The organism is Ruegeria sp. G5, from assembly GCF_056533365.1.
The window spans coordinates 431,205-453,140 of the sequence record NZ_JBQFOK010000003.1 but is presented as its reverse complement, the minus strand read 5'-3'; the positions used below and the strand labels follow the sequence as shown (position 1 = coordinate 453,140).

The 21,936-nt window shown below is 54.7% G+C and carries 19 protein-coding genes; 12 read left to right on the top strand and 7 right to left on the bottom strand.

Going from position 1 to position 21,936, the window contains the following annotated elements:
* Position 1 precedes the first annotated feature (1 nt).
* On the bottom strand, positions 2–784 hold the full coding sequence (gene paaG / locus ACR0BD_RS07980) for a 2-(1,2-epoxy-1,2-dihydrophenyl)acetyl-CoA isomerase PaaG (protein WP_480829840.1): 783 nt from the start codon (positions 782–784) through the stop codon (positions 2–4).
* 108 nt (positions 785–892) lie between these two features.
* Between paaG and paaZ the strand changes: the two genes are divergently transcribed.
* From paaZ to ACR0BD_RS07960, 4 genes are all read left to right on the top strand, one after another.
* The gene (gene paaZ, locus ACR0BD_RS07975; protein ID WP_480829838.1) at positions 893–2,923 is read left to right on the top strand and encodes a phenylacetic acid degradation bifunctional protein PaaZ; all 2,031 of its coding nucleotides are present in this window, start codon (positions 893–895) and stop codon (positions 2,921–2,923) included.
* 22 nt (positions 2,924–2,945) lie between these two features.
* On the top strand, positions 2,946–3,764 hold the full coding sequence (locus ACR0BD_RS07970; protein WP_480829836.1) for a hypothetical protein: 819 nt from the start codon (positions 2,946–2,948) through the stop codon (positions 3,762–3,764).
* Positions 3,765–3,888: 124 nt separating this feature from the next.
* Positions 3,889–4,752 (top strand): SGNH/GDSL hydrolase family protein, encoded by an 864-nt coding sequence (locus ACR0BD_RS07965; RefSeq protein ID WP_480829835.1) that lies wholly within the window; start codon positions 3,889–3,891, stop codon positions 4,750–4,752.
* A 22-nt stretch (positions 4,753–4,774) separates the two neighbouring features.
* Entirely contained in the window at positions 4,775–5,659 is an 885-nt protein-coding gene (locus ACR0BD_RS07960) for an SGNH/GDSL hydrolase family protein (RefSeq protein ID WP_480829834.1), read from the top strand.
* Between the two features lie 31 nt (positions 5,660–5,690).
* Here ACR0BD_RS07960 and ACR0BD_RS07955 read toward each other — a convergent pair whose 3' ends face one another.
* From ACR0BD_RS07955 to ACR0BD_RS07935, 5 genes are all read right to left on the bottom strand, one after another.
* The gene (locus ACR0BD_RS07955) at positions 5,691–7,223 is read right to left on the bottom strand and encodes a HAMP domain-containing sensor histidine kinase (protein ID WP_480829833.1); all 1,533 of its coding nucleotides are present in this window, start codon (positions 7,221–7,223) and stop codon (positions 5,691–5,693) included.
* A complete protein-coding gene (locus tag ACR0BD_RS07950; RefSeq protein ID WP_480829832.1) occupies positions 7,208–7,900 on the bottom strand; it encodes a response regulator transcription factor in 693 nt (230 codons plus the stop codon). The genes ACR0BD_RS07955 and ACR0BD_RS07950 overlap by 16 nt, the downstream gene beginning before the upstream one ends.
* A 13-nt stretch (positions 7,901–7,913) precedes the next feature.
* Positions 7,914–9,440 carry a DUF4153 domain-containing protein gene (locus ACR0BD_RS07945; RefSeq protein WP_480829831.1) on the bottom strand — a complete coding sequence of 509 codons (1,527 nt, stop codon included), beginning with the start codon at positions 9,438–9,440 and terminating at the stop codon, positions 7,914–7,916.
* Positions 9,441–9,619: 179 nt separating this feature from the next.
* Entirely contained in the window at positions 9,620–10,189 is a 570-nt protein-coding gene (locus tag ACR0BD_RS07940) for a hypothetical protein (protein WP_480697211.1), read from the bottom strand.
* A gap of 144 nt (positions 10,190–10,333) precedes the next feature.
* On the bottom strand, positions 10,334–11,347 hold the full coding sequence (locus ACR0BD_RS07935) for a LacI family DNA-binding transcriptional regulator (protein WP_480829829.1): 1,014 nt from the start codon (positions 11,345–11,347) through the stop codon (positions 10,334–10,336).
* A gap of 124 nt (positions 11,348–11,471) precedes the next feature.
* Between ACR0BD_RS07935 and ACR0BD_RS07930 the strand changes: the two genes are divergently transcribed.
* The 7 genes from ACR0BD_RS07930 (at position 11,472) to ACR0BD_RS07900 (ending at position 19,194) form a co-directional block, all read left to right on the top strand.
* Positions 11,472–12,320 (top strand): sugar phosphate isomerase/epimerase family protein, encoded by an 849-nt coding sequence (locus ACR0BD_RS07930; RefSeq protein ID WP_480829828.1) that lies wholly within the window; start codon positions 11,472–11,474, stop codon positions 12,318–12,320.
* Positions 12,317–13,834, top strand: coding sequence for a sugar ABC transporter ATP-binding protein (locus ACR0BD_RS07925; RefSeq protein ID WP_480829827.1), 1,518 nt, complete (start codon positions 12,317–12,319; stop codon positions 13,832–13,834). The genes ACR0BD_RS07930 and ACR0BD_RS07925 overlap by 4 nt, the downstream gene beginning before the upstream one ends.
* A 2-nt stretch (positions 13,835–13,836) precedes the next feature.
* Positions 13,837–14,796, top strand: coding sequence for an ABC transporter permease (locus ACR0BD_RS07920; protein ID WP_480829825.1), 960 nt, complete (start codon positions 13,837–13,839; stop codon positions 14,794–14,796).
* Positions 14,793–15,743 (top strand): ABC transporter permease, encoded by a 951-nt coding sequence (locus ACR0BD_RS07915; RefSeq protein WP_480829823.1) that lies wholly within the window; start codon positions 14,793–14,795, stop codon positions 15,741–15,743. Before ACR0BD_RS07920 ends, ACR0BD_RS07915 begins: the two co-directional genes overlap by 4 nt.
* Positions 15,744–15,784: 41 nt before the next feature.
* The gene (locus tag ACR0BD_RS07910; protein WP_480829822.1) at positions 15,785–16,912 is read left to right on the top strand and encodes a substrate-binding domain-containing protein; all 1,128 of its coding nucleotides are present in this window, start codon (positions 15,785–15,787) and stop codon (positions 16,910–16,912) included.
* A gap of 72 nt (positions 16,913–16,984) precedes the next feature.
* Positions 16,985–18,046, top strand: coding sequence for a sugar phosphate isomerase/epimerase family protein (locus ACR0BD_RS07905; protein ID WP_480829821.1), 1,062 nt, complete (start codon positions 16,985–16,987; stop codon positions 18,044–18,046).
* On the top strand, positions 18,043–19,194 hold the full coding sequence (locus ACR0BD_RS07900; RefSeq protein ID WP_480829820.1) for a Gfo/Idh/MocA family protein: 1,152 nt from the start codon (positions 18,043–18,045) through the stop codon (positions 19,192–19,194). Before ACR0BD_RS07905 ends, ACR0BD_RS07900 begins: the two co-directional genes overlap by 4 nt.
* Before the next feature lie 51 nt (positions 19,195–19,245).
* Here ACR0BD_RS07900 and ACR0BD_RS07895 read toward each other — a convergent pair whose 3' ends face one another.
* Positions 19,246–20,274 (bottom strand): GlxA family transcriptional regulator, encoded by a 1,029-nt coding sequence (locus ACR0BD_RS07895; protein ID WP_480829818.1) that lies wholly within the window; start codon positions 20,272–20,274, stop codon positions 19,246–19,248.
* 144 nt (positions 20,275–20,418) lie between these two features.
* On the opposite strand from ACR0BD_RS07895, the gene ACR0BD_RS07890 reads away from it, so the two are divergent.
* Positions 20,419–21,813 (top strand): FAD-binding oxidoreductase, encoded by a 1,395-nt coding sequence (locus tag ACR0BD_RS07890; protein WP_480829817.1) that lies wholly within the window; start codon positions 20,419–20,421, stop codon positions 21,811–21,813.
* Positions 21,814–21,936: the final 123 nt, after the last annotated feature.

Here is a 21,936-nt window from a genome sequence, read left to right as displayed (position 1 = left end):
TTCACCGCCCCGTGAAATTTGGCGGGCGCTTTTGCAAAAACGCTGCAACCCCCTCAGCGTAGTCGGCGCTTTCGCCACAGGTTTTCTGGAAGCGGGCCTCAAGCTCCAATTGTTCGTCCAGATCATTTTCCGTGGCTGCATGAATAGCTGTCTTGATATGCGACAGGCCCAATGTCGGACCTTGCGCCAGCTTCTCAGCCAAAGCACGCGCGTCTGTCATCAGGTCAGCAGCAGACGTACATTTCCAGATCAAACCCCAGTCTTCTGCTTTTTGCGCCGGTATGGGCTCGGCCGTCATAGCCAGCGCCTTTGCCCGTGCCTCTCCCAACCGCTGTGTCAGCACCCAGGTACCGCCGGAATCCGGGATCAGCCCCACTTTGGCAAAGGACTGCACGAACTTGGCGGTGTCCGCCGCCAGTACAATATCGCAGGCCAACGCTATGTTCGCCCCTGCCCCCGCAGCAACACCGTTCACCGCACAAATCACCGGCGCGTTGAACGACCTGATTTGCCGGATCAAAGGGTTGTAGTACCGTGTCATCGACAGGCTAAGGTCAGGCGGCCCATCCATCTTAGATGGATCACGGTCACCCAGGTCCTGCCCGGCGCAAAAACCGCGACCCGCCCCTGTGATCAAAACCGCCCGCGCCTCTTCTTTCGCCTGCGTCAGCGCGTCACGAAGGGCCAGATGCATCTCATCATTAAAGCTGTTCAGCTTTTCAGGACGGTTCAAGGTCACTTCGACCCAACCCGCGTGTCTCGCGACAAGCACTGTGTTCGACACTATAATCTCCTTGAAATCTCGCTGCCTTAAACTTAAACATTTCATAAACCGACCGGTAGGTCAATTAATTGATACCGACCATCAGTCGCGCGTTGGAGAAGATGTCACATGACGATAAAACAGGTTGAAAGCTTCGTAGCTGGGCACTGGATAAATAGTGACGATTCTGCGCGCGACATTTTCTCGGCAGTGACAGGTGAGCGTATCGCGCGGGCCGGGAACAGCACCCTCGACGTCGACGCGATGCTTCAATTTGCGCGCCAGAAAGGCGGACCGGCATTACGCGCCATGACGTTTCACGACCGTGCGCGCATGCTCAAAGCCTTGGCTTTGCACATCAAAGAGCACAGGCAAGCACTTTATGAGATATCGTTCGCGACCGGCGCGACACAAAAAGACCATCTAATCGATGTCGACGGCGGGATTGGCACCATGCTGGTTTTCGCCAGCAAAGGTCGGCGTGAAATGCCCGATGACACAATTTACCTCGACGGCGAAATCGAGCAATTGTCGCGAAAGGGAACGTTTCTGGGCCAACACATCTGCACGTCACTGACAGGGGTTGCCGTTCACATCAACGCGTTCAACTTCCCGGTCTGGGGTATGCTGGAAAAGCTGGCCCCGGCACTGTTAGCCGGTGTTCCAGCGATTGTGAAACCAGCCACTGCCACCTGCTATGTGACAGAGCTTTGCTTCAGGATAATGCTCGATAGCGGTTTGTTGCCCGAAGGCGCGGTACAACTGGTTTCGGGCGATTTGGGTCCATTGTTGGACCATGTGGGGCCGCAGGACGTGGTCAGCTTCACCGGTTCTGCCCAAACGGCCACGCGCCTACGCAGCACACCCAACCTGCTGCAAAACGCAACCCGGTTCATTGCGGAACAAGACAGCCTGAACGCTTCTATTCTAGGACCGGATGCCAAACCCGGAACGGCAGAATTTGATTTGTTCATAAAGGAAGTCACAAAAGAGATGACCGCGAAAGCCGGGCAAAAATGCACGGCCATTCGTCGGATTCTTACCCCCCAGGAACAAACTGAGGCGGTTATTGATGCCCTGCGGACAAAACTCAGCAAAATCGTAATCGGAGATCCTCGCGCTGACACCACACAGATGGGGGCCCTCGTTTCGTTGCCCCAAAAACGTGATGTTTTGGAAAAAGCCAACTTGATAGGACAAGAGGCCGAGCGTGTTTTTGGCGACCCCGACAGGTTTGCCCTAGTAGGCGCGGACGCTGACAATGGGGCCTATGTGCCACCGATGCTGTATTTCTGCGCAAATCCGGATGCCGCGGCGCATGTACATCAGATCGAAGCCTTCGGTCCTGTATCCACAATCATGCCATACGGCGACTTGGACCATGCACTGGAGCTTGCGAATAAAGGTGGCGGCAGTCTGGTGACCTCCGTCATTACCAATGACAAGGATGCCGCCCGCGAGATCGCGATCAAGGCTGGCGCGTATCACGGTCGTTTGTATTTCAACAACCGCACATCAATGGATGAAAGCACCGGTCACGGAACTCCGCTACCGCACATGGTCCATGGCGGCCCCGGTCGCGCGGGCGGCGGCGAAGAAATGGGCGGGGTACGCGGTGTAATGCACTATATGCAGCGAACGGCCGTTCAGGGCAGTCCAGACATCTTAACCCGCATTGGTCAGAAATGGGTGCCGGGTTCTGCTGAAATCACACATGATGCACACCCATTCACGCGCAGGTTTCAGGAATTGGAAATTGGGGAAACGCTACTGACCGAGTCGCGAGAGATTTCAATACAGGATATTGAGACCTTTGCGCATTTCACCGGCGATACGTTCTATGCCCATATGGATGAAGACGCCGCCGCCCGTAACCCTTTTTTCCCCGGCCGCGTCGCCCATGGATATTTACTGCTGAGCTTTGCGGCAGGGCTTTTTGTCCAACCGGACGAAGGTCCGGTTTTGGCCAACACAGGTTTAGACAACCTGCGGTTCCTGAAACCCGTTCAGGCGGGTGACAGTATTTGCGTTCGGTTGACGGTCATGGCCAAGACGCCACGCAATCAGGAATACGGTGAAATCCGTTGGCATGTTTCGATTAGGAACCAACACGACGAAGTCGCTGCCGAATACGAGCTTTTGACCATGAACGCGTGCTAGCAGGTGCAAGATTTTATTTCCCGTGGCCACGCAGCACGCGGCCGTGGTATCGAAAGGTCCAGCCCTGAAAATCGCCAATGGGAAAGACCTGACGTTGAATGCAGCAGAGACCTTGATTGACGACCTCAGCGCACTGGAACCGATCAAGACGTGGTCGCTGATTGTCACGCTTTTCGGCGACCTGAACGGAAAAGACATTACAGGTAAAGAGCTTGCACTGCTGCTGGGACGGGTCGGCATTAAGACCGAGGCCATAAGGGTTGCTCTTCATCGTCTCAGGAAAGACGGGTGGATCGAATCCACAAAATCGGGGCGCGAGGTTTCTTATCGTTTGTCCTCTTATGGGCTTGCCGAAACGCGGGCAGCGTATGAAGACGTATATCGCCGGGACGTCAAATTTCCTGAAGGGTGGCAGTTGTTTCTGCTACGTCCCGACACAGCGCCCCCCGACAGTTCCATCGCGCTGGACCGTTCTGTGGTGATGGCGCCAATCCAATCGGTCGCAGCTGATCACGACAGGCTCGGGCTATGTTTCAAAGGTCCGAATCTACCAACCTGGCTAACCGACCAGATCGCACCCCAGCGCACATTGTCATTGGCACAAAAGCTACACGACCTATGTGAAACCCGTGTTCATGACCTACCGCCCCTTTCGCAAGCTGCCGCGCGTCTACTGATGCTCCATCACTGGCGGAAAATCGCGCTGCGTGATGCCAACTGGGCCCATATTTCATTGGTACCGGATGGAGCTTTGGCCAAGTGCCACACGCACATAACGGGCATGTTGCACGACTTGCCGAAGTTGTCGCCCGCCACTTTCGCCTCAGAAAACGGGACATGATCCCGAAAAAGGCGATGACTTTGTGTAACCGGCTCTTGATTGGTATTTCATCGTCCATTGCGGCATCTTTCACCGACCAGTAAGAATATCGGATGGATAGTAGGCTCACGACCAAGGTGACTGCGTGACGAATAGTATAGTTTCAAAGCTGCGCGGAATGTTCGCCGCGACGTTACTGATTGCGCCTTTGCCGGCTTTGGCACAGCCGGACATCCTTGTACTTGGCGATAGCCAGATATCTTTCGGGGCCGGTAAGGAATACGTCAAGTTCTTCGAACAGCTTCCGGATCGGTGCGAGATGACACCTGAGCGGACAAAACTGCTGGAAAAACTGGGCGCACGACAAACGGCTGCAATTGGTGTGCGGTCGACGTCGTTACAATCCTGGACATCGACCAGCGGTGCAACACGGGGCGCAATCTGCGACGTAGATAAGAAATTTGGCGTGAACGCGGGTGCCTATGGCATAGACGGAAACCCGGATCGCGTCTTCATTCAGATCGGCAAGGGCGCGTCCTATCAATTCTGCAAACCAAAACAGACCGCGTTCGAGGCGATGTTTGCGGAAAACTATTATGATCCAGGCCTGCTTATTCTGACATTCCTTGGAAACTCGGCAGACCGATGGGCAAACTCACCTGAGGCCGCAGAACAGGACGTACGTCGAACCTTGGCGCAGGTTCCGCGCGATATGCCGTGCGTCTTCGTATCAAGCGCACCGGTTTACCTGAAAAAAACAAATGACAAAAGGATGAAGGCGCAGACACAGATCGCCCGGGCTTTTGAACGTGCCGACGCACAATGCAAAGTAGTCGAAGGATTCAACGCTGAGACACGCGCTGCCATTGAAGGAAAACCAAAGTTCTTTCGCCGCAACGATGCTGGACGGGTCAAAGACCCACATCATCCAAGCAACGCCGCGATCCGCCAGTTTCTGAACATAAACAACACAGCACTTTGCGATGCCATTTTCGCAGCACTGAAATAGAGAAACCGCATAGGGGGGAAAGATGCAGTTTCTAAACAAGATCGCAGGGGTTTTGATCGCCCTGCTCATGTACGCTCCGGCAACCAGCGCGGAGGAGTTCGTTTCGCCGGAAATCCTGATAATCGGCGATAGTCAGATATCGTTTGGGTCCGGCCCGGCGTTTTTGGAATTCTTCAGCAATATCAAAACGCACTGCAAACCGAACGCAGAACAAAAAGAACACCTTAAAAGGTTGGAAGAGATGCGTGTGGGCGTAATCGGGGTGCGCTCCAGCTCGATCCATTCTTGGACGTCGCGTTCGGGCAAGGGCAAGGATACCATCTGCAAGGTCGATCCCAAATGGAAAGTTAACGCTGGCACCTATGGTTTCGTAAACAAGAATGGCAACAAGTATGTCCAGATCGGCGAAGGGCGTGACTACCAATTCTGCGCCCCCAAGACATCACCACTCGAAGAGATGCTGCGTGAAGATTACTATGATCCGAAACTGATACTGATGTCTTTTCTGGGAAATTCCGCCAAACGCTGGGCCAACAGCCCCGAGGCTGCGTTAAGCGATGTACAGAAACTGAAAACGCAACTCCCCCCGGACTTGCCGTGCATATTTATGACAACGGCACCCGCGTATAAAAAGAAGATCGTGGATCTGCGGCTTCGGGCGCAAAAGAACCTGATGGACGCTTTTAAAACATCGGGTTTGCGCTGCACATTCGTACCCGGTGCTACGCCAGAAACTGTTGCGGCCAATCAAGGAAATAAAGACTATTTCAGGCTGAACAAAAAAGGTTTGGTCAAAGATCCGTATCACCCGAACGAAGCCGCTGCGAAAAATTTTTTCGCACTTGAAATGGATCAAATCTGTAACGCGATCTTCACGCAGATCGCTCCGACCAAGGAACAAAGCTGAGGCGGTGACGGACCCCGATCGTGATCGTTTCTTAGCTGAAAGTGATCAAAAAACACGCCCCATTACCGGATGGGGCGAGAGTCAAAGTGCCGCCTACAGCCTCTAAGGTGGCGATGACGATATTGAGCCCCATGCCGGTGCCACCGCTGTTTCGGCGTGTCGTGAAAAAGGGTTCGAATACTTTCCCGGCGTTTCCTTCGCTAATGCCCGCACCGTTGTCTTTGATTTGAAGCGTCGGGGTCTTCCCGTCAAAGCTTGTTCCAAGAACAATTTCCGTAGCACCGTGTTGCAGCGCGTTTTCAAATAAATGCGTTAAAATGATCCGCAAGGTTTGTTCGGCAATCGGCAGACTTTGCCCGCCGTTTTCGAGTCGGATTTCCAGATCAGGGAAAGCCTCAGACATTGGCTCGACGATGTCCATCAACGAAACAGTGCCCGTCAAAGCGCGCTGGTCGGCAAGACTAAAGGCGCGCATATTGGCCAACAAATCTTCCATCCTCTTGCCGCCCTTGTCGACAGTATCCAGCAATTTCTGGCGCTGCGTCGCCGAAAGTTCATCATCGCGCAACAACTCGGTCGCGCCTTTAAGCGCCGTCAGAGGCGACTTTAATTCGTGCGTCACATGCGCTGTGTAGGTCTTGAGAGCCGTTTGCTTGCCTTGCAAACGCTCGGTCAGCGACTTGAAGCTTTGACCAAGCTCCTCAATCTCACGCGTTCCAAGATGGGCGGGTGGCTCCCATGGGGTGTCCCCGTACCCTGCGATTTGACTTTGCCTGCTTAGATCTTTGATCGGGCGCGTAATAAACCGCCAAAAGACATAGCCAATCAAAGCCGTGGACAATGCCACAAAAGCCGCAGCCTTCGCGAGATTAAAACGTTCGCCATAGAGAAATCTGAAAATGTGGTTTGGCGTCCGGCTTAGGTATACCGCTCCTATAAGTTTCTTATCCACGAATACCGGCATGGCTACAAAAACCCGAACCCGCGCGGCGCGGCTCAGGGTGTAGACAAAAGGCGTCTTGTCTTCCCTTAAACGGGTTCGTGCAACCGACGCGGTATCGCCGTCAAGCGCCCTTCGAACTTCCCTGACTTGGGCAAGGTTCGTGCCTGTTTCTGCAGTTCCGGCGAAAACATTTCCGTCGGGATCAAGAAACCTGTATCCGGCAAGAGTTTTCTCTTGGGCCCCGTTGGCCATTCGAGACAGCACTTGCGCAATGTCCCCGTAGACCGCCGCGGGCTGCGCGTTCACCGGTTTCGCATCTGGCCGCGGTGGCAAGACAGTGCCACGGTTGATGGACAAAGACGGGAACACGGCCTCTTCTACAGATATCGCGCCCTGAACCTGCGGCGGCGAACCGGCAGCCTCTTGGTACAACTCGGCAAATGCCGAGGACATCACGGCCGCCTGGGATAACAGGCTTTCTTCTGTTTGCTGCACCAATTGGCTGTCGTAAAAACGGAACAAGACCAAGCCTGCGAATGGAAGACAAAGAACGATTGCCAACACCAGCAAAACGATTGTCCAGAGCCGCGGCCGCCACCTTGGCTTTAGCCTGTTTCGCATGCACCCATCCTCAGACCCACTCCGTGGACTGTTACGATCCCTTCGGAACAACCAGCTTGTGATAACTTGGCGCGAAGATTTCGGACGTGGCTGTCTATTGTGCGATCCGACACATGAATGTTGTAGCCGTACAAAGCATCGATCAGCTGGCTTCTGGACAGGACATGATCTGGTCGCGCCATGAGCGTTGCGAGCAAGCGAAACTCAGATCCGGTTAATGGGATCTGTTGGTTCTGAAACTGACATTGGTGCCGCTCTACGTCTAACCTAAGAACGCCTTGAACAAGAACCGCTTCTTCCTTTTGAACGGCGGCCAGGCTTCGCTTTAGGATTGCCTTGATCCGAGCCACCAGTTCTCGGGGTGAAAAGGGTTTCGTTAGGTAATCATCCGCCCCGATCTCCAAACCGACGACCCGGTCTACTTCATCATCACGTGCGGTTAGAAATAAAATCGGCACCTCTGAGGACTTTCGAATGTTCCGGCAAACCTCAAGCCCGTCCTTTTCGGGCAGGCCAATATCCAGCACGATCAAGTCTGGTTTTTCCTGTTGCGCAGCGTTCAGCGCCTCAAGCCCATCACAGGCAAAAAGGGTATCAAATCCTGCTTTTTGAACCGCTAACCCAGTGATTTCACGAATATCCGGATCATCATCAACAATGAGAATGCGAGCGGGCATCAAATGGTGTCCTTCAATTGTGCTGCTGATAATAGGCTTGGATACGCCATCTGCGAAAGCCCCATTCGCGCCAGTTCGTGATCGCATCTTTGGCAACCTTATATTGCATCCAGTCACCGCAAACTTGCTGACCTGTCTTAACTTCAAACGCATGAATTGCGGGGTAGGCGTCTGCACCCAACGCGCAAATATACGCCGTATCGCGTTCCGCTAACGTCTCGCCATGTCTTAGGTTATGGCTGGCGATGAGTTGGGCAAAGTTTACGAAACAACACAGGTACAAGGTGACACCAAGGGCGAAAAAACAGCGACGTACCAACCACGCATTGCTAAGGCCACGATGGATTTGCACCGCGGTCAGCAACAGTCCAACAAAGACAAGCCCCATCCAAATGAAAGCCGCCACCCGCAGGTAGGTCAGAGCGTAAGCTTCGACGTATAGTTGCAGCCGGACGGCTGCAGTCACGACCAGAAACAGGTTTTGTCCGAGCCACAGAAATACCAAGAGCCGCAAAATCCGATCCGCGCCAATCATCCGATGTGTTGCTATGGCAAACACACCCGCCAATAACGCGGTGACGACCAAAGGGTATGCACCGCGATGGGCATAGGACGCGTAGCTCATCCCTTCGGGAAGCGAGACACCCCCCGTCAAAACGCCCAAATCCATAACCGATTGCACCAGAAACATTAGGTTGAACAAAACCAACGAGTTGCGAACCGATACCGGGTTCACCAGAAAATCCACTCTACCCGGCCCTACCCTTTCAACAGCAGCGCGTTTTACAACTGGGCCCAGCCAGCTTTTGCTCAGGTTCAGGTAGGGCCAGAGCCATGATGCGAACGCGCACCAAAACACTAGACGCAACCAAAACTCGGGCTCGAATATGCGAGCCAAGTCCAATTCAGCAAACATGTTTTCAAGAACCGGATTGGCCTCTGCCAAAAGCAGCAGAAACACCGCACCCACTAGACAAGGTAAGGCCAGATGCGAAGCCGTGCCTCGAAAACCTGCCCCCAAGTCCGTTTTCGAGGTTTCAGCCATAGCGAACCGCCCCAGCAGGAAGGCCCCGACCGTCGGCAGATACACAGCCGTTCGCAACAATAGTCTTTCGGTCAGCTCATGTCGGTAAACCAACCATGTTGCCATGCAGGCCAAACCACCCAAGCTGAAAAGCACAGACAAAAACTGCAGGTCGATGCAGAGCGGCACGTTGCTTAGCGTTGCAAACGCCATTGCGCCGACGGCCTCACGCACAGATGGCCTTGGCGACTTTACCGCTAGGATCGCGACAGACAGCAGCAACATAAATACTGCAATAGAAACGCCCAACGGTTGATGCCAGAATAACCAATCTGCAACCGCAACCAAGGCCGCAAGTAGTGGTATCTTATGTTGCATCCGAAGAGACGCAATAGCCGAAGAGCTATCTCGGGAACCGTTTGTAATTGACGCGGGATGCTCGCCCGATGTCTCCAACCACCATCCGTCGAGTCTTATGCGGTCAGGTACGCCCTGAATAACCAGTTTCTGCCCCATTACACTTTCTCCTGCTTGCGCTTTTCTTGCCCACAGTCTGAGCAAAGCGCATGCAAGTTTAGGCTGCTATGTTGGCAGCTGATCAGAGCCTTTTGTGCAGATTTGGTGCAGGGACGGAATTACCGTGCGAGCGGTCTAGGGATTGTCACCGGAATACCGGCCCTGCACCCATTAATGGGTCAAGACCGCGTGTCCAAAGCATGACGCCAGTCATTCCACCCCCCATCCACCGAGGACGGAGCTGCATGCCAATGTGGCATGGGTTCTCCGGTGGCGGGGTCTTTGGCGGGGATGGGCAGCATCATGATACGTTTGCAGGCGCGTTTGTAGTCTTCCTCGGTCAGGAACTCTTCCTGAATGTCATCCCAATCACGACCATCCGGATAACCGCCGCACATGTGAATGTCCGCCGACTGTCCAATCATCTCATGGCTGACCCCTGCCGGCATGACAATCACGTCCCCGGCCTCGATACGTACCTTGGACCAACCACCCTCGCCTACGGATATGCTGAATTCCATCCATCCGCGCGCGCAACCCAAACACTCATGTGTTGTCGAATGGAAATGGGCATATTCGTAGACACCGGGATAATCCCAGTTGTTCGACCAGCCGTTGGATCGAAAACGATCCTTGATCGCATCGGCTCCGCCTCCGGGAACAGCGTTTCGATGCACAAGAAGCGGAAATCGACTGTTGGGGATCATCCCCTCAGGTTTCGAAGTGTAAGTTTCAGTTGTAATCGACATGATTGTCACCCTCCCTGAAGCTGAACCACGTTGGTATACGCCGTCTCATCAGGCATGCCGGGACGGCCATTTGTCAATCTTGAGTCCTTTTATTAGACCAGCCGATTTATCCAAAAACTTCGACTTTCCGTCACTCCAAACAAACTATCCGCGGTAGCGCGCGGTGCTGTTTCGCAGAACGACATCATGCTTGATCGTTATGGTTTTTTCGCCAGAGAACTGCCCAGACATGAGTTCCAACAGAAGCTGCATTGCGCGCTTACCCATCTCTTTGCGGAACTGGTGAACCGTCGTCAGCGCAGGAGACAGCACGCCCGCAAAGCTGATGTCATCAAACCCGGCGACCGAAATATCATCAGGCACGGAAACCCCGCTTTCCTTAAATCTCGAAATGGCTCCAATCGCTGACTCGTCGTTGGCGCAGGTGATAGCACTTGGTCGATTGGGCTGACTCAGGACAGCATCTGCCGCCTCAGCACCCGCTTCCAAGGTAAATCCACAAGGATAGCAGGCAATCTCATGCGCCAGGCCCGCTTGCTGCATCGCCTGTTCGTAGCCTTCCCTGCGCAGTGACGACAGAATATTGTGTTCCGGGCCTACAAAGTGCGCGATTTTTCGATGCCCCAATTCGATCAGATGGTTCGTGACCTCCATCGCAGCACTTAGGTTATCGGTCCCAACATGAGGCACGCCAGAGCCGGGGATAAATTCTGAAATGGTAACCAGAGGGAGGTCGGCGATTTCCTCCTGAGAAATCGGAAGAACGCCATTCATCAGCAATGCGCCGTCGGCCCGCCCGTTCCGCATATACCCAAGCAAGTCCTGAACACGTCTGGCATCCCCGTTGGTGTTCCCAATCAGGATTGTATATTTCGCTTCGGTCGCGGCATCTTCTATGCCCGACAAAATCTCAGAGAAGAACGGGTTCGCAATATCCGGCAGCACAACAAGTATCGTGCCGGACCTGCTTTGCCGCAGCATCTGAGCTGCCGTATTGGCGCGATAGCCTGTGCGCGCGACTGCATCGAACACAAGGGTGCGCGTCGCTTCGGATACGACGTCGGGATTCTGCAAAGCACGACTGACCGTTGCCGTGGAAACATTTGCAATCCGGGCAACATCAGAAATCGTCGGTCTTTTTTTCGTCAATGGGTTCATCGTGTTCAGTTCATAGCACTTTCCCAGTCGCTATGTAATCCTTTACATAAGCAATGTAATCCTTTACATTCACTAATCATCACCTTTGAAGGCGTTGCCCCAAAGGATCGAAGACGGGGGGAGAATGCGGTTAGGCGTTAATCTTTTATGCGCAACCGGCTTTGTGGAGGAGGCCCACAAACCACTGCTAGAAACGGCTAAGTCAGCTGGGTTTGATGGCGTGGAAATTCCCGTTTTAGAAGGAAAGCCGGATCATTATGCCCGCCTTGCAATGGATTTGGACGACCTTGGGTTGGCGCGGACCTGCACGGCGATTGTTCCTTCACCAGATGCAGACCCAACCCACGAAGACCCGCAGGTCAACCAACGGGGGCGCGAACATCTGGATTGGATTGTCGATTGTGCGACCGCCCTTGGCGCTGAGACAATCGGCGGTCCCTTTCACGCGCCGATCGGGCATTTTACCGGCAGTGGCCCAACACGGGACGAATGGCAGCGCGGCGCGCAAGCACATCACGCCATGTCGGAAAAGGCGGCAGCACAAGGCATCAAGCTTGCGCTTGAACCTTTGAACAGGTTCGAAACCCATTTTCTGAACACCGCGCAACAAGCCTCAGACTATTGCGACATGGTTGATCATCCTGCGTTCGGCATCATGTACGACACCTTTCATTCTCATATCGAAGAGAAAAGCCAAACTCAGGCCATCGCAGCGCTGTCTGGCAAGATCAATGTGCTCCACGTGTCCGAAAATGATCGGGGTACGCCGGGAACCGGGCAAATTGATTTCCCAACCATCATGGGCTGCATCAAACAAACAGGCTTTGACGGCTGGGTCGTGATGGAAGCCTTCGGTTCCGGCGTTCCCGAGATTGCCGCTGCGACTCGCATCTGGCGCCCAATGTTTGATACCCATGAACAGCTTTTCACCGACAGCGCGCAATTCATTAGACGCTGCTGGAGGGACGCATGACGCAGGACATCCTGTTTGAGATGCGCGGGATCACCAAAGAGTTTCCGGGGATCAAGGCACTGGATGATGTCACCTTTGACTGCAAAGCCGGAGAGGTGCATGCGCTGGCCGGAGAAAACGGGGCAGGCAAATCCACGTTGATGAAGGTTTTGTCCGGCGTCTATCAGGCAGAGCACGGCGATATTTTTCTGCGTGGGCAGAAAGTGCGGTTCAACCACCCATCCGATTCTCTGGCCCAGGGGGTCAGTGTGATTTATCAGGAATTCTCTCTGCTACCGGACCGCACGGTCGCGCAGAACATCTTCTTAGGCCGTGAGCCTTTAAAGCGCGGGTTTCTGGATCACGTCACGATGCGCGATGAAACCACGCGCGTTCTGCGCAAGTTCGGAAACAAGCACAAATTCGACGCAGACACGCTGGTCGGATCGCTGGATGTGGCCCAACAACAATTGGTCGAGATAGCCAAGGCGCTTTCATTGGATGCGCAGGTCATCGTAATGGATGAGCCCACAGCCGCCTTGAACGACAGTGAATGCGAGTTGCTGTTCGATCTGGTCGACGACCTGCGGGATCACGGTCATTCGATTGTTTACATTACCCATCGCATGCGTGAAATCCGGCGCTTGGCAAATCGGGTTACGGTCATCAAGGACGGCAAGGTTGCCGCCCATTTCGATGATGTCCCCGAGACCGATCAAATCGTCCACGCAATGGTCGGCCGAGAGTTGGGGCAGTTCTATCCTGACCCCGCCCTGCCCGATGAAATCGGTGAGCCCGTCTTAAGCGTGCGCGGCGGTGCAAATGCCAAACTCAGCGAGATTGATCTTGATCTTCGCGCAGGGGAAATTACCGGATTTGCCGGCGTTCAGGGCGCGGGCCGCACAGCTCTGGCTATGGCCTTGTTTGGTGCCGAACCCTTTGAAACCGGCGAAATCATGTTGAACGGCAACGCGCTTACAGTGTCATCGCCGCGACAAGCTGCCAAGGCAGGTATCGCCATGTTACCGGGGGATCGCAAAGCCGAAGGGCTTTCGCTGATGCAATCCGTACGCGACAACGCGCTGCTGTCCGCACGGGCGTTTTCAAAGCTTTTGGGAAATCCATTCAAAACCAAGTTCGGACAGGAAAAGGATTTCGATGCGGCTTTGGATGCTTTGGACACCCGGGCCGCCAGTTATGACGTCGAAATTCAGTCGCTATCTGGCGGCAATCAGCAAAAAACGATCGTTGCGCGATGGTTGGCCCTGAAGCCAGATGTCCTGATCTTTGTCGAACCCACGCGCGGGATCGATGTGAACACAAAGGCAGGCATCTATGCTCAGATGCGGCGCCTCGCACGGGATGGGGCCGCTGTAATGATGATTTCATCCGATCTGCCCGAGGTTTTGGGGGTCTCAGACCGCGTCTTGGTCATGAGTGACGGCCAGATCGTGGCAGAGTTTCCACGTGGCGCATCCGAAGCCGAGGTAATGCTTGCCGCAACCGAAGCGCATGAAGCGTTGGGGGCGGCGTGAGCATGTTCAAGAAATCCAACCTTATTGGTTTCGCACCGTTTTTCTTGCTGCTTGCTGCCTTCGCAACTTATGTGGTTGTCGCTTTGATAACGGACCAGACCCAGTACCTGAGCTCTGAAAATCTAATTGGGTTACTTGGCCGTTCAATCGCGTTGGGGATCACCGCCGTAGGCCAGACCTTTGCTATCCTGATCGCCTCTATTGATCTGAGCGTCGCCAATTTGATTTCCGTATCGGCTGTTTTGGCTTCGTATATTATGTCTGGCGACCCATCCATGATGCTGCCCGCCATCGCGGTTGTTTTGACGGTAGGCGCTCTGGTCGGGTTGGTAAATGGCTTGGTCATCACTCAACTAGAAGTCAATCCACTGATCGCAACGCTGGGGATGGCGTTACTGCTGCAAGGATTGCTCAGCGCTTCGTTCAACAATTTTGCCGGTGAGGTGCCCGCCGAGTTTCAGGTGTTTGCTTATGGCGAAATCGGCGGCATTTCGATCAGCCTTCTGTTTCTGATCGGCCTGACGATCGTCGCGTGGGGATTTTTGAAATTCACGCGCGCCGGGTCCAACATCTACTCGGTCGGTGGCAATCCCGAAGCGTCGAAGCTTGCAGGCATGCGAACCACCCGCGTGGTCATCATGGCTCATGTAATCTGTTCGCTTTGCGCAACAGTCGCGGGGTTGTACTTGGCCAGCAGGTTGCGCTCAGGCGCACCGTGGATCGGCCGCGATGGTGTTTACGATCTGGAATCCATTGCCGTCGTCGTAATCGGAGGGACCGCTTTATCAGGTGGCCGCGGTGGGGTTTGGGGAACCCTCATGGGCGTGATGATCTTTTCGCTCATCGACTCCACCTTCAATCTGGCGGGCGTTGACGCATTTGCCAAGCAGATCCTGCGCGGGGTCATCATCGTTGCAGCCGTTGCTCTTTACGCGGCCCGCTCGCGGAGGATCGAGGCATGAGCCGCCTGAGACAGATCAACCCTGTCTTTATCGTCCTGGCCTTGTTGCTGATCGCGGTGGCCGTTCTGTCTCCGCATTTCCTGCAGCCGACCGGGTACATGAACTTTCTCAAAAGGGCTGCGCCTATTGCCATTCTGGCTGTTGGGCAGCTTTTCGTCATCAATTCCGGTGGCTTCGACCTTTCTGCCGGCGCTCTGGTGACCCTGACGGTTATCGGCAGTTCGATTCTGCTTGATGGAAATGCCGAGGCGACCTGGTGGGTGATTATCGCGATGTTTGGCATTGGTATCGTTGTCGGCACGGTCAACGCATTGGTCGTTTCCTACCTCAAAGTGCCGTCAATCATCGCCACACTGGGCATGATGATCTCACTCAGCGGTATCGCCCTGACCTGGTCCGGTGGCGCTCCTCGCGGGTATCTGCCTGAGAATTTCCGGATCTTTGGCCGCATGCTGATCAAGGATGTGCCGCTTATTAAGATCCTGCCAGTCGCTGTAATCGTCTTGATCATCGTCTGCGCGATCTTGTGGTGGCTGATGCATCGCACCAATTACGGCAAACAACTTGTGGCAATGGGCGACAATCCCTATTCCGCCCGGCTTGCTGGGGTTCCGCTTGTACGTACACGCGTCATCGCATTCTGCGTCTCATCCATTAGCGCAGTATTGGCCGGTATCCTGTTGGGCGGTTTCGCAGGGGTGTCCACGGATGTCGGCACCGGACTTGAATTGCAGGCCATTACAGCCGCCGTGATCGGCGGCGCACAGCTACTGGGTGGCCGCGGGACAGTTGGTGCGACTGTGGCGGGAGCTTTGGTTCTGCAGACCATATTCACCCTGCTTAATATTTTAGGCTTTCCAAAACCCATTCGCGACGTGGTCCAAGGATTGATCCTGATATCCGCCGTCGCATTGGCCAGCTACCGGCGGCGAAAGTCAGGCTCGTAGCCAGCTCATTTCATACGAAGACTAACCCAGAGGAGGAAAAAATGACATTCAACAGACTTACAATGGTGGCCGCGCTTGCGTCGATGACAGCGCTGCCCGCGCAGGCGCAGAATTTTGACGACCCGGTCGAATTCGCTGCACAAAAAGCAATGCTGGAAAGCACGCCTAACGGGTCTGCCGAAACACCTTGGCTGCAATATTTTGGTGACGAGCTGGCCGATACATCCGCATTCAAAAAGGATGGCCCACACACGATCTGTTTTTCGAATGCCGGTGTTAACAACCCTTGGCGTGTGGTCGGCTGGAATACGATGCAAGCCGAAGTTGAACTGCACGACAACATTGCCGACTTCATCGTGACCGACGCAGAGGGTTCGGACGATAAGCAGATCGCCGACATCGACGACCTGTTGGCCGGAGGATCATGCGACGTATTGATCGTGTCGCCAAACACCACAGCTGCCCTGACCCCCGCAGTGGAACGTGCCTGCGAACAATTGCCGGTTATCGTGTTCGACCGCGGTGTGAATACGGATTGCCCTGTCACCTTTATCAAACCTGTTGGCGGCTATGGCTTTGGCATTCAGTCAGGGCAGTTCATTGCCGACAACGCCCCTGCCGGATCCGATGTTCTGATGCTGCGCATCCTGCCCGGCGTTGACGTTCTGGAAACGCGTTACTCTGCCGCCAAACGCATCCTTGAAGAGGCTGGCATGAACATCGTTGGCGCCGAATTTACAGATGGTGACCGGGCGAAAACCAAGGCAATCGTCGAGGATTATCTGCAACGCAACGGCCAGCTTGGGGCTGTATGGATGGATGCGGGCGCAACATCGGTGGCCGCCATCGAAGCATTCGAGGATATGGGCTTTGAAACCCCGATCGTAACAGGCGAAGACCAGCAGGACTTTTTGCAGAAATGGCAGTCCGAAGGGTTGAATACGATTGCTCCGACATACCCGACCTACCAGTGGCGCACGCCTATTCTTGCGGCGCTAAGCGTTCTGGACGGCGAAGCAATCCCCGGACCGGCCTGGAACCTGCCGCAACCTGCGATCACAAACGACAATCTGGCCGATTTCGTGAACCCATCGATGCCCCCGCTGCACTATGCGGCCTGCGGATGTGAGGGTATGCCAGACTATCCAGCCCGCTGGGGTGGAAAATAATCTGACCCAATCACCGGGCCACGACTTGTGCGTGGCCCGGACCCCCCATTTGTTTTAACTTCGGAGGCCGCCATGCCCGGGTCCATCAAAGGTCCTGCGATCTTTCTTGCGCAATTTGCAGGGGACGACGCACCATTCAACTCGCTTGATGCCATTGCCAAATGGGCCGGAAAGCTGGGGTATACAGGCATTCAGGTTCCAAGTTGGGACAGTCGGTTCATAGATTTGAACAAGGCCGCCGAAAGCCGCGATTATTGCGATGAGCTGCTTGGCACCTGCGCCCAACATGGAGTGGAAATCACCGAACTTTCGACCCACCTGCAAGGGCAACTGGTGGCTGTGCATCCCGCGTACGACCCCCAGTTCGACGGGTTTGCCCCGCCGGAACTGGCCGGAAATCCAGCCGCACGCCAGGCTTGGGCTGTGGACCAGGTCACAAAAGCCGCGCGAGCGTCACGAAACATGGGGTTGGATGTATCTGTTTCATTCACCGGTGCCTTGGCTTTTCCGTTTCTCTATCCTTGGCCTCAGCGTCCTGCAGGTCTGATTGAAGAGGCGTTTGCCGAACTGGCAAGACGGTGGAAACCAATTCTGGATGCCTATGACGAACAGGGCGTAGATATAGGTTACGAACTGCATCCCGGCGAAGATGTGTTCGACGGAGCGACGTTTGAGATGTTTCTTGATGCGCTCAACGGGCACCCCCGGTGTCAGATAAACTATGACCCTTCACATTTCCTGCTGCAACAGTTGGACTACCTGTCTTTCATAGACATCTATCATGAGCGTATTTGCGCGTTTCACGTCAAGGACGCCGAATTCAATCCGGACGGTCGACAAGGCGTTTACTCAGGGTATCAGCCATGGCTATCGCGCGCAGGCCGCTTCCGGTCTTTGGGGGACGGACAGGTTGATTTCTCGGGCATCTTTTCAAGGCTCGCCACTCACGGCTATGAAGGTTGGGCAGTGCTGGAATGGGAATGCTGTCTTAAACACCCCGAAGCAGGAGCCGCCGAAGGCGCGCCCTTTATTCGCAATCACATCATCCCTGTGACAGACAAAGCGTTTGACGATTTTGCAGGCGGTGAAACGGACCCCGCCACATTGCAAAAACTGTTGGGGATATCGAAATGAGCAGTCCAATTAAACTTGGTATGGTGGGCGGCGGCGAAGGCGCGTTCATAGGCGGGGTTCACCGAATTGCAGCCCGGCTTGATGGTCAGTTCAACCTCGTGGCAGGTGCGTTTTCATCCGATCCTGAAAAATCACGCCGGTCAGGCGCAGAGTTGGGGATTGATGCCGACCGCTGCTACGGCAGCTATTCCGAAATGGCCGAGGCGGAAGCTAAACTCCCTGATGGCATTCAGGCGGTGTCGATCGTGACCCCAAACCACATGCACCTGCCCGTTGCACAGGTTTTCATGGACGCAGGCATCCATGTGATATGCGACAAGCCATTGACCACCGATCTGGCATCGGCCCAAGCCTTCGCAGCCAGACAGGCGCAATCAAATGCCCTGTTCATTCTGACCCATAACTATCCGGGCACACCTATGGTCCGTCAGGCCAAGGAAATGGTTGCAGACGGAATGATCGGGAAATTGCGGCATGTGCAGGTGGAATATGTTCAGGATTGGCTAACCGAACCAGCCGCCGTCGACAACAAACAGGCCGCATGGCGAACCGATCCCACCCGATCCGGCAAAGGCGGATCAATCGGCGACATTGGGACCCACGCCTACCAATTGACGAATTTCGTCACCGGTCAACGTGCCTCATCGCTCTGCGCCGATCTCACATCATTCGTTCCGGGTCGGAAAGTTGACGACAATGCCGCTATCTTGCTGCGGTTTGACAGCGGTGCAAAAGGGATGATCTGGGTCAGCCAAGTGGCTCCCGGAAATGAGAATGGCCTGAGTATTCGTGTTTACGGCGACAAAGGCGGTCTTGAGTGGCGTCAGGAGGACCCCAATTATCTTTGGTATACGCCCTTCGGTAAACCCAAACAGCTTTTGACACGAGGCGGAGCAGGCGCGACCGACGCCGCGAACGCGGTGTCCCGTACGCCGGGCGGACACCCAGAGGGTTATTTGGAAGCCTTTGCAACAATCTACACAAACGCAGCGACGGCCATACGGTCACACAGCTCAGGGCACGACGCGGACCCCGCGCTTGGCCTTACAAGTCTGGAGGATGGTGTGCACGGCATGGCCTTTGTCGACGCCTGCATTCGGTCGTCCGAGGGCGGTGCGGTTTGGCAAACGCTTGAAGCCGGTTCCTGAAGATATTTGTAAATCTACTGCGCCAGCCAGCTCATCACCAGATCGCACGTTTCAATTCGATTTAGCGATTTGAGAAATACGTCGGAACTTCTTTCGATATGCCGCTGGAGACAATCCTGTCCCGCGTTTGAACACCCGCCGGAACGAAGCCGGGTCATCATATCCAACGGAAACCCCGACATCGTCGTTCGACAACTGATCGGTTTCCAGCATTTGCTTTGCTTCTTCCACACGCAGGGCCTGAACGTATTCGATTGGTGTAAAGCCGGTCGCCGCACGAAACCTGCGCGAAAAGGTACGAGAATTCAGACCCGAACGTTCGGCCATTTTCTCAACCGGTTTGGCGGAAGCATAGTGTTCTGCGATCCAGACCTGACAGTCGGATATCGGGCCGTCATTCGACTCCATCGGGCGGGTCATTACTGAATAGGGTGACTGGCCCTCTGAATGCCCGCTGATAAGGAATACCTTGGCCGTCTCGATCGCCGTCTTATAGCCGCAGTACCTTGCGATCAAATAAACGGTCAAATCATGCCACGCACTCACGCCACCCGCTGTAACGATACGGTCGCTTTCGGCCGTAAGACATAAGATGGACTCGTTTCTGAACTGGATTTTTGGAAAATGACGCTGAAACATATCGCGGTAGGCCCAGTGCGCGGTGGCTTCGTGCCCGTCCAACAAGCCGGATTCAGCCAATAGCAACGACCCCGAACACACAGACGTAATAAGCGCGCCAGACTTGTGCACACGCTTTAGCCACTCAATCTCGCGCGGATACCGACCTTTTGGCACGTCGTAGATCGAGGTGTACATGTCGCAGACCACCACGGCATCTGCATCATCGACCTGCCCAATAGCTTGATGCGGCTCAACCGGGACATTGCCAATGCAGTGAAACGGTTTTCCGTCCGCCGATACGATCCGGACATCCAGGAATTCATCCCCGGGTGATCCATTGACCATGTCGGGGTAAACCGCGCCGGCAGATAGCAAAACGTCATACAGACCATAAAGGACTGACGCAGAAGTTTCCGGCGCCGCTAACAGCGCGATTACGGGTTTTCTGTTCTTTGTCATTGGCCCCTCCCGTCATAATCGGCGCGGTTTTGTCCTATTTGCCATATTAGAATGTCTATTATGCCACTCGGTTGGCAAAATCGCCACTGATCCACAGGGTGACGACGGTTTATGGTTGGGAATACTTTTGGTGAGGATTGAAAAATGGATGACGCAAGCACCCAACACAGACCAGCATTGAAAGGTATCCAGGGCAAAGTTTTGGTGCCGGGCGCGGATGGCTACGATCAGGCCCGCTCCGTCTGGAACGCCATGATCGACAGGCATCCGACCGTCATAGTTCAATGTCACGGCACAGAGGACGTCGTGGCTGCGGTCAACTACGCGCGCAAAAACGACTTACCTATTTCGATCCGAGCGGGGGGCCACAACGTGGCCGGTCACGCTGTCTGCGATGACGGGCTTATGCTGGATCTAAGTCCAATGCGGAATGTCACCATAGACGTTGAAAACCGCATTGCATCTGTCCAGGGTGGCGCATTGTGGAAAGACGTCGACACTGCCAGCCAACCACATGGATTGGCGACACCGGGTGGATTGATCTCTGACACTGGCGTTGCCGGGCTGACCCTATCCGGCGGCATTGGATGGTTGCGGGCCAAACACGGGCTATCAATCGACAATCTCGTTGCTGCCGAAGTGGTCACCGCAGACGGTCAAGTACGCCGGGCCAGCCCGGAGGAAAACCCTGATTTGTTATGGGCACTCAAAGGGGGTGGTGGCAATTTTGGCGTGGTTACCAAATTTGAATTTGCCCTGCATCCGTTCGGCCCAGAAGTCATGTTTGCCGCGCCAATCTATGCCATTGAGGATGGGCCAGCACCTATTCGCGCGTGGCGGGACCTGATGCGTCAACATGGGGATCTTGTGGGGTCTCTTTGCGAGTTCTCGACTGCAGCGGGCGAGGACTATCCCGACTACGCTCAGGGCAAACGCGTCTACACGCTGGCATGTGTCTACAACGGCGACGCGGCCGAGGGCGAGGCTATCCTGAAACCTCTGCGTAAGTTTGAAAACCTTGTTACCGACTTCTCGGGTCGCATGAGCTATTGCGACGTTCAGCAATTATTTGACACTTTGATGCCCGCAGGGGAGTTCCGATGCTATTGGAAAGCCCGATATCTGACCAACTTGTCAGATGAGATGATCGACCTTGCAATGCAAAATGCTATGGCTGCACCCTCGGATGCTTCGATCTCATCCCTGTGGAACTTTGGCGGGGCAACGTCACAAGTTGCGGCTGACGCCAGCGCCTTTGGTGACCGATCAATGGGATGGATGTACTCGCTGGATGGGGTTTGGTCGGAACCCGATGAGGACGCCAGCAACATAGCATGGGCGCGCGCGGGATGGGACAGTGCGGCTGAGCACGGACACTATGGGCGTGCCTACCTGAACTTCCCCGGCCACGGAGAGGATGGCGATGCGTTAATTCGCGCCACATTCGGCCCGAATTACCAACGTCTTGTAGACATCAAAACCAAATACGATCCGGAGAACCGGTTTAGGTTCAACCAGAACATCCGACCGCAGGCTTGACGTCTGCGGATCTAGGGCCGGAACGCTTCATTGGCGACCTTTGGCAAAGAACCGAAACGAAAACCACCATGCGGGCGACCCATCTTTCTAACCACAATGGTTATTGAGACGCCCGCATTAATT